The sequence below is a fragment of the Kitasatospora putterlickiae genome (genome assembly GCF_039527695.1).
Taxonomy (GTDB): Bacteria; Actinomycetota; Actinomycetes; order Streptomycetales; family Streptomycetaceae; genus Kitasatospora; species Kitasatospora putterlickiae.
The window spans coordinates 6,274-13,247 of record NZ_BAAAKJ010000198.1 but is presented as its reverse complement, the minus strand read 5'-3'; the positions used below and the strand labels follow the sequence as shown (position 1 = coordinate 13,247).

General features: G+C 73.4%; 5 protein-coding genes and 1 riboswitch. Of the genes, 4 read left to right on the top strand and 1 reads right to left on the bottom strand.

Going from position 1 to position 6,974, the window contains the following annotated elements:
- Window positions 1-76: 76 nt before the first annotated feature.
- Entirely contained in the window at window positions 77-1,534 is a 1,458-nt protein-coding gene (locus ABD308_RS19830; RefSeq protein ID WP_344337127.1) for a glycine hydroxymethyltransferase, read from the bottom strand.
- Window positions 1,535-1,555: 21 nt separating this feature from the next.
- Window positions 1,556-1,653, bottom strand: a riboswitch (ZMP/ZTP riboswitch).
- 317 nt (window positions 1,654-1,970) lie between these two features.
- Between ABD308_RS19830 and ABD308_RS19825 the strand changes: the two genes are divergently transcribed.
- The 4 genes from ABD308_RS19825 to ABD308_RS19810 form a co-directional block, all read left to right on the top strand.
- Window positions 1,971-2,951 (top strand): ABC transporter permease, encoded by a 981-nt coding sequence (locus ABD308_RS19825; protein ID WP_344337125.1) that lies wholly within the window; start codon window positions 1,971-1,973, stop codon window positions 2,949-2,951.
- Window positions 2,952-3,028: 77 nt separating this feature from the next.
- Window positions 3,029-4,786: an ABC transporter substrate-binding protein gene (locus ABD308_RS19820; RefSeq protein ID WP_344337123.1), complete on the top strand. Its 1,758-nt coding sequence runs from the start codon at window positions 3,029-3,031 to the stop codon at window positions 4,784-4,786.
- A 96-nt stretch (window positions 4,787-4,882) separates the two neighbouring features.
- On the top strand, window positions 4,883-5,875 hold the full coding sequence (locus ABD308_RS19815; RefSeq protein ID WP_344337122.1) for an ABC transporter permease: 993 nt from the start codon (window positions 4,883-4,885) through the stop codon (window positions 5,873-5,875).
- A gap of 31 nt (window positions 5,876-5,906) precedes the next feature.
- On the top strand, window positions 5,907-6,974 hold a 1,068-nt coding region (locus ABD308_RS19810; protein ID WP_344337120.1), incomplete at its 3' end, for an ABC transporter ATP-binding protein.

The following is a 6,974-nucleotide window of genomic DNA, read 5'->3' as shown; positions in this document are numbered from 1 at the left end:
ACCCCCCCAACCGCCACACCACCGGCAGTCACGCCACCGGCCGTCACGCGGCGGACCGTCACGCCGCGGTGCGGTGTCAGGCCAGGTCGACGCCCGGGTAGAGCGGGAAGCCGGCGAGCAGGTCGGCGGCGCGCTTGGCGACGCCCTCGGCGACCGCCGGGTCCAGGGTGTACTGGGCCTTGGACGGGGCGCCGGAGGCGGTGGTGGCCGGGGTGGTGGCGCGCAGCACGGTGTCGATGAGGCCCGCGACCTCGTCCATCTCGGCGGTGCCGAGGCCGCGGGTGGTGAGCGCCGGGGTGCCGATCCGCACGCCGGAGGTGTACCAGGCGCCGTTCGGGTCCCGCGGGACGGAGTTGCGGTTGGTGACGACGCCGGAGTCGAGCAGCGCGGCCTCGGCCTGGCGGCCGGTCAGGCCGTGGCCGGAGACGTCGGCGAGCACGAGGTGGTTGTCGGTGCCGCCGGTGACGAGCGTGCCGCCGCGGCGCAGCAGGCCCTCGGCGAGCGCCTGCGCGTTGTCGACGACCTGCTGGGCGTAGGCGCGGAACTCGGGGCGGCGGGCCTCGGCGAGGGCGACCGCCTTGGCGGCCATGACGTGCGAGAGCGGGCCGCCGAGCACCAGCGGGCAGCCGCGGTCGACGTGCTCGGCGAGCGCGGCGGTGCTGAGCACCAGGCCGCCGCGCGGGCCGCGCAGCGACTTGTGGGTGGTGGAGGTGACGATGTCGGCGTGCGGCACCGGGTCGTGGTCGCCGGTGAGCACCTTGCCCGCGACCAGGCCGGCGAAGTGCGCCATGTCGACCATCAGGGTGGCGCCGACCTCGTCGGCGATCTCACGCATCTTCGCGAAGTTCACCCGCCGCGGGTAGGCGGAGTAGCCGGCCACCAGGATCAGCGGGCGGAACTCGCGGGCGGTGGCGCGCAGCGCGTCGTAGTCGATCAGGCCGGTGGCCGGGTCGGTGCCGTAGCTGCGCTGGTCGAACATCTTGCCGGAGATGTTGGGGCGGAAGCCGTGGGTCAGGTGGCCGCCGGTGTCCAGGGACATGCCGAGCATGCGCTGGTTGCCCAGGTCGCGGCGCAGTTCGGCCCAGTCCCGCTCGGTGAGGTCGTTGACGTTGCGGACCTTGGCGCGCTCCAGGGCGGGGCTCTCGACCCGCTGGGAGAGGACGGCCCAGAAGGCGGTGAGGTTGGCGTCGATGCCGGAGTGCGGCTGGACGTAGGCGTGGTCGGCGCCGAACAGGGCGCGGGCGTGCTCGGCGGCGATGGTCTCGACGGTGTCGACGTTGCGGCAGCCGGCGTAGAAGCGGCGGCCGGCGGTGCCCTCGGCGTACTTGTCGCTGAGCCAGTTGCCCATGGCGAGCAGGACGGCCGGGGAGGCGTAGTTCTCGCTGGCGATGAGCTTGAGCGAGGCGCGCTGGTCGTCGATCTCCTGGCCGATGGCGGCGGCGATCCGCGGCTCGACCTCGCGGACCACGTCGAGCGCGGAGCGGAAGGCGGTGTTGGCGGCGGGGGTGGCGGCCGTGTGCGGCTGCTGGGCCATGGCGGTCTCCTGGTGGGGAGGTCTGGGGGCCCAGGCGCTCGGCAACTGCGTCGTGATCCGGCACGGGGCCGCTTCCCGATGGTCGATTCCATCCGTGCGCGCCAGTCGCGGCCCGCCGGAATCGTACCAATGCCGGGCGGTCTGTGGCGGAGGTCTCACCATGCGGGACGGCGGCGGACATGACACGCCTTTCGTCCGCTTTTGTCCGTTCTATTGCTACGGCGGTATTGCAGCGGAATGAACCCGTCACAATTCCCGAAACAAAGCACCCGAACCACTTCGCCGACGCCTTTCGAATGATTTGCGAAAACTCCCGGCCATCCGGTCTGATGGCGCCCGGCGGCCTTCCGGGAAACCCCCGGACCGGACCGCCGGAAATGCACGCCGACGCACCCACATCCACGGGGCGGCAGAGAATTCGGGGAGTACGCCTCTCATGGCAGTGGTCGAACAAGTCGCAGCGCCGGACGCCCCTGCGCCGCCCCCGGCGCCCGCCCCGACGAGCCTGCTGCGCCGCCTCCGCCGCGACCGCACCGGGGCCGTCGCGCTCGGCGTCGTCCTGCTCTTCCTGCTGCTCGCCCTGGCGGCCCCGCTGATCGCCGCGCTGTACGGCAAGAACCCCACCGAGCACTACGGCCAGAACACGCCCGGCCTGCTCAGCGACGGCGGCCTGCCGACCGCGCCGAACGGCGGCATCTCCGGGGAGTTCTGGTTCGGCCTGGAGCCGGGCCTCGGCCGCGACGTCTTCACCCAGTTGCTGTACGGCATCCGCACCTCGCTGCTGATCGCGTTCGCCTCGGCCGCCGTCACCACCACCCTCGGGGTACTGGCCGGCGTCGCGGTGGGCTACCTCGGCGGGATCACCGACCGGGTCTTCGGCTTCCTCTCCAACGTCCTGCTGGCCTTCCCGACGCTGCTCCTGCTGCTCGCGCTCAGCCCGGTGATCCAGTCCCGGCTGGTCGATCCGGCCGCCGCGGAACCGGAGTGGATGCAGTTCCTGGTCCTCATCCTGGTCTTCTCCGCGTTCGGCTGGATTCCGCTCGCGCTTTCCCTGCGCGCCACCGTCCGGTCACTCCGGGAAAGGGATTTCGTGCAGTCCGCCCGGGCGCTCGGCGCCAGCCGGTTCCACATCGTCTTCCGGGAACTCCTGCCGAATGTCCGGGCGCAGCTGCTGGTGCACGCCACCATGGCGGTGCCGACCTTCGTCGCCTCCGAGGCGGTGCTGTCCTTCCTCGGCGTGGGCATCACCGAGCCGGTTCCGGACTGGGGCCGGATGATCGCCCGCGGCTCCGAGGTGTTCCAGGCCGACCCGACGTACATGGTCTTCCCCGGCGTCGCGCTGCTGCTCTTCGTGCTCGCCTTCAACCTGCTCGGCGACGCCGTCCGGGACGCCCTGGACCCGCGCGCCGGCCGCTGAGACCTTCCCCCCTGTCATCCCCTTCATCACAGTTCACCCGACCGCCCCGGAGCTCCCGGGGCAAGGAGAGATTCGCCATGCGCTGGATCAGACCGTCCCTCGCCGTCCTCGCGACCGCCCTGCTGGCGACCTCCTGCTCGGCCGGCGCGGCCTCCACCTCCTCCACCGCCGGCCCGGGCGCCGCGGCCAAGGACGCCTCGCCGCTGACCGCCGCGCTCGGCACCGAGCAGGAGAGCGCCGGTCCGGCCCCCGCCGTCGCCGGTGCCCGCCAGGGCGGCACGGTGAACGTCTACAACGCCACCGACTTCCGCCACCTCGACCCGCAGAAGGTGTACGCGGGCGCCACCTACAACGCCTCGCTGCTCTGGGGCCGCCAGCTGACCCAGTACCAGGTGGTGGACGGCAAGGCCAGGCTGGTCGGCGACCTCGCCACCGACACCGGCACCTCCACCGACGGCGGCCGCACCTGGACGTACAAGCTGAAGGAGGGCCTGGCCTGGGAGGACGGGCAGCCGATCACCTCCCAGCAGGTGAAGTACGGCATCGAGCGCTCCTTCGGCAAGGGCTACGAGGTCGGCCCGCCGTACTGGCCGCAGTGGCTCACCGGCGAGGCCAGCTACGAGGACGCCCGCAAGAAGTACGGCGGCCCGCAGGACGGCGACCTCGCCGCGATCGAGACCCCGGACGCGCGCACCGTCGTCTTCCACTTCCCGCAGCCGCAGGCCGACGTGCCGTACATGGCCGCGCAGTCCTCCTCCTCGCCGGTGCGCCAGGACAAGGACACCGGCACCGACTACGACCGGGTGCCGTTCGCCACCGGCCCGTACCGGATCGTCGAGCACGTCCAGAACACCCGCATGGTGCTGGAGCGCAACCCGCACTGGAAGCCGGAGACCGACCCGATCCGCAGCCAGTACCCGGAGAAGTTCGTCTTCACCTTCGGGAAGGAGTCGCTCAACATCAACCAGGAGATCCTCGCCGGGCGCGACGGCGGCGAGAACGCCACCACGGCGGCCACCGTGCTCTCCCCCGAGCTGTACCAGACGGTGGACACCGACCCGAAGGCCAAGGACCTGGTCGTCTCCGGCCGGCAGGGCGCCTTCGTCACCTACCTGATGGTCAACAACGAGCGGGTGAGCGACGTCGAGGTCCGCAGGGCCCTCAACCTGGCCTACCCGCGCCAGCAGGCCCGCCAGGTCCAGGGCGGCACCCGGGCCGGCGACCTCGCCACCACGCTCAGCTCGCCCGCCCTGGTCGACTGGCAGAAGTACGACCTCAACCCGGCGAAGCCCGAGGGTGACCCGGAGGCCGCCAAGGCCGCGCTCGCCAAGGCCAAGCAGCCGCCCGCCCCGCTCACCTACGCGTACGCCAACACGCCCAACGGGCAGCGGGTCGCCCAGGTGCTGGTGGACGGCTTCGCCAAGGCCGGCATCACCGTCGTGCCCAAGCCGATCGACCCCAAGGCCCTGCTGGACGAGGCGCACCGCGCCGACTCCCCGTACGACCTGTGGGAGGAGACCACCTCGGTCGACTGGCCGACGCCCTCCACGCTGATCCCGTTCTCCTTCGACGGCCGCGCCAACAGCGACCTCAACTCCGCCCGGTACCGCAACGCCGAGGTGGACAAGGAGATCGACCGGATCAACCAGATCGGCGAGCCGCACGCCAAGGCCAAGGAGCTGTACGCGCTGGAGCAGACGGTGATGAAGGACCTGCCGGTGCTGCCGTACAGCTACCCGACCGTCAACCAGTTGCGCGGCTCCAACGTCGGCGGCGCGTTCGTCCACCCGATCTACGGCACGGTCAGCCTCGCCTGGCTGTACCTCAAGTCCTGACCCGAAGTCCCCCGGCGGTCCCGCCGCGCGCCGTCCTTCACGAGCGCGCGGCGGTCCCGCCGCCCCGACGCCCTCCCCGAACCCGGACCGGCCACCATGCTCTCCTTCGCCCTGCGGCGGTTCCTCCAGGCGCTCGCCGTCCTGGCCGCGGTCTCCGCCGCCGCCTTCGCCCTCTTCTACGCCGCCCCCGCCGACCCGGCCCGCGCCGCCTGCGGCCCGCGCTGCGACACCGGCCAGGTCGCGGCGGTCCGCGCGAGCATGGGCCTGGACCAGCCGCTGCTCACCCAGTACACCGACTACCTGACCGGGATCGTCGCCGGCCGGGACGTCCAGGACGTCGACGGCTCCACGATCCACTGCGACGCGCCGTGCCTCGGCTACTCCTACCGGCTGCACCAGCCGGTCACCGAGGCGCTGGTCGACCACCTGCCGGTCACCGCCTCGCTGGCGGCGGGCGCGCTGGCGGTCCTGGTGGTCCTCGGGCTCGGCACCGGCTTCGTCAGCGCGCTGCGGCACGGCACCCGGACGGACAAGCTGCTCTCCGGCTTCACCCTGATCGGCGCCAGCGTGCAGATCTACTTCCTCGGCTACGTCGCCCAGTGGGGCCTGGTCTACACCACCGGACTGCTGCCGCTGCCCTCCTACACCCCGCCGGCCACCGACCCCGCCGCCTGGGCGGGCGGCCTGCTGCTGCCCTGGATCGTGCTCGGCTTCGTCAACTCGGCCGTGTTCGCCCGGCTCTCGCGCTCCCAGCTGCTGGAGACGATGAACGAGGAGTACGTCCGCACCGCGCGCGGCAAGGGCCTCGGCCGGCTGCGCGCGCACCTCAAGTACACCTCGCGCGGCGCCGCCGGGCCCCTGGTGCAGCTGCTCGGCCTGGAGGCGGGCGCGCTGCTCGGCGGCGCGGTGATCACCGAGACGGTGTTCGGGCTGAACGGCGTGGGCCGGTTCGCCACCGAGGCCGTTGAGGGGCAGGACCTGCCGGCCGTGGTCGGCGCCGTGCTGCTCGCCGCCTGCTTCGTCGTGCTGTTCGTCGCGCTGGCCGACCTGGTGGTGGCCTGGCTCGACCCGCGTATCCGTCTTGGCTGACCGCCCCCATCCCGTTCTGGAGCCCGCCCCGATGAGCCCCTCCCCCGTCCCGGAGCCCGCCGCCGGGACCGTCCACGACGCCGCCGACGGGCCCGCCCCCGGTCCCGGTCCCGTCCACGACGCCGCCGCCGAGCCGCCGGTGCTGAGCGTCCGGGACCTCTCGGTCACCTTCGCCGACCCGCGCGGCGGCGCCCCGGTCGCCGCCGTGCGCGGCCTCTCCTTCGACCTCGCCCGCGGCGAGGTGCTCGGCCTGGTCGGCGAGTCGGGCTCCGGCAAGTCCGCCACCGGCCTCGCCGTGCTCGGCCTGCACGACCCGCGCGGCACCACCGTCACCGGCTCGATCCGGCTGGCCGGTCAGGAGCTGGTGGGCGCCGGGGAGTCGGTGCTGCGGCGGGTGCGCGGCGGCCGGGTGGCCCTGGTCTTCCAGGACGCGCTCACCTCGCTCAGCCCGTTCCACGGCGTCGGCGCCCAGCTCGCCGAGATGTACCGGCTGCACCACCCCGGCGCGGGCCGCGCCGAGGCCGGCCGGCGGGCGGCGCAGATGCTCGACCGGGTCGGCATCCCGGCCGCCCGGGTGCGCGACTACCCGCACCAGTTCTCCGGCGGCATGCGGCAGCGCGTGATGATCGCGATGGCGCTGATGAACGACCCCGACGTGCTCATCGCCGACGAGCCGACCACCGCGCTGGACGCCCGGGTGCAGCGCCAGGTGCTCGACCTGCTGGGCGAGCTGCAGCGCGAGCACGGCACCGCGGTGCTGCTGGTCAGCCACGACCTCGGGGTGGTCGCCGGCACCACGGACCGCACGCTCGTGCTGCGCGGCGGCCGGGAGGTGGAGAGCGCGCCGACCGCCACGCTGCTGGCCGCGCCACGCGAGCCGTACACCAGGGCCCTGGTGGGAGCCGCGCTCACGCTGGACTCCGTGCCGGGCACGCCGCTGCCGACCGTCGACGACCCGTCGCCCGCGCCCCGGCCGTCCACCGCGCGGCCCGCGCGGGCCACGGACCCGGCGGACGGCCGCTGGCTCGCCGAGGTGGAGGACCTCGCCGTGCACTTCCCCGGCCGCCTCGGCCCGCGCCCGCCGTGGCGCGGGCGGCCC

What these genes read in the sequence shown, in the direction of transcription:
- ABD308_RS19830 (WP_344337127.1), bottom strand. Translation starts at nt 1,534, where the DNA reads ATGGCCCAGCAGCCGCACACGGCCGCCACCCCCGCCGCCAACACCGCC.
- ABD308_RS19825 (WP_344337125.1), top strand. Translation starts at nt 1,971, where the DNA reads ATGGCAGTGGTCGAACAAGTCGCAGCGCCGGACGCCCCTGCGCCGCCC.
- ABD308_RS19820 (WP_344337123.1), top strand. Translation starts at nt 3,029, where the DNA reads ATGCGCTGGATCAGACCGTCCCTCGCCGTCCTCGCGACCGCCCTGCTG.
- ABD308_RS19815 (WP_344337122.1), top strand. Translation starts at nt 4,883, where the DNA reads ATGCTCTCCTTCGCCCTGCGGCGGTTCCTCCAGGCGCTCGCCGTCCTG.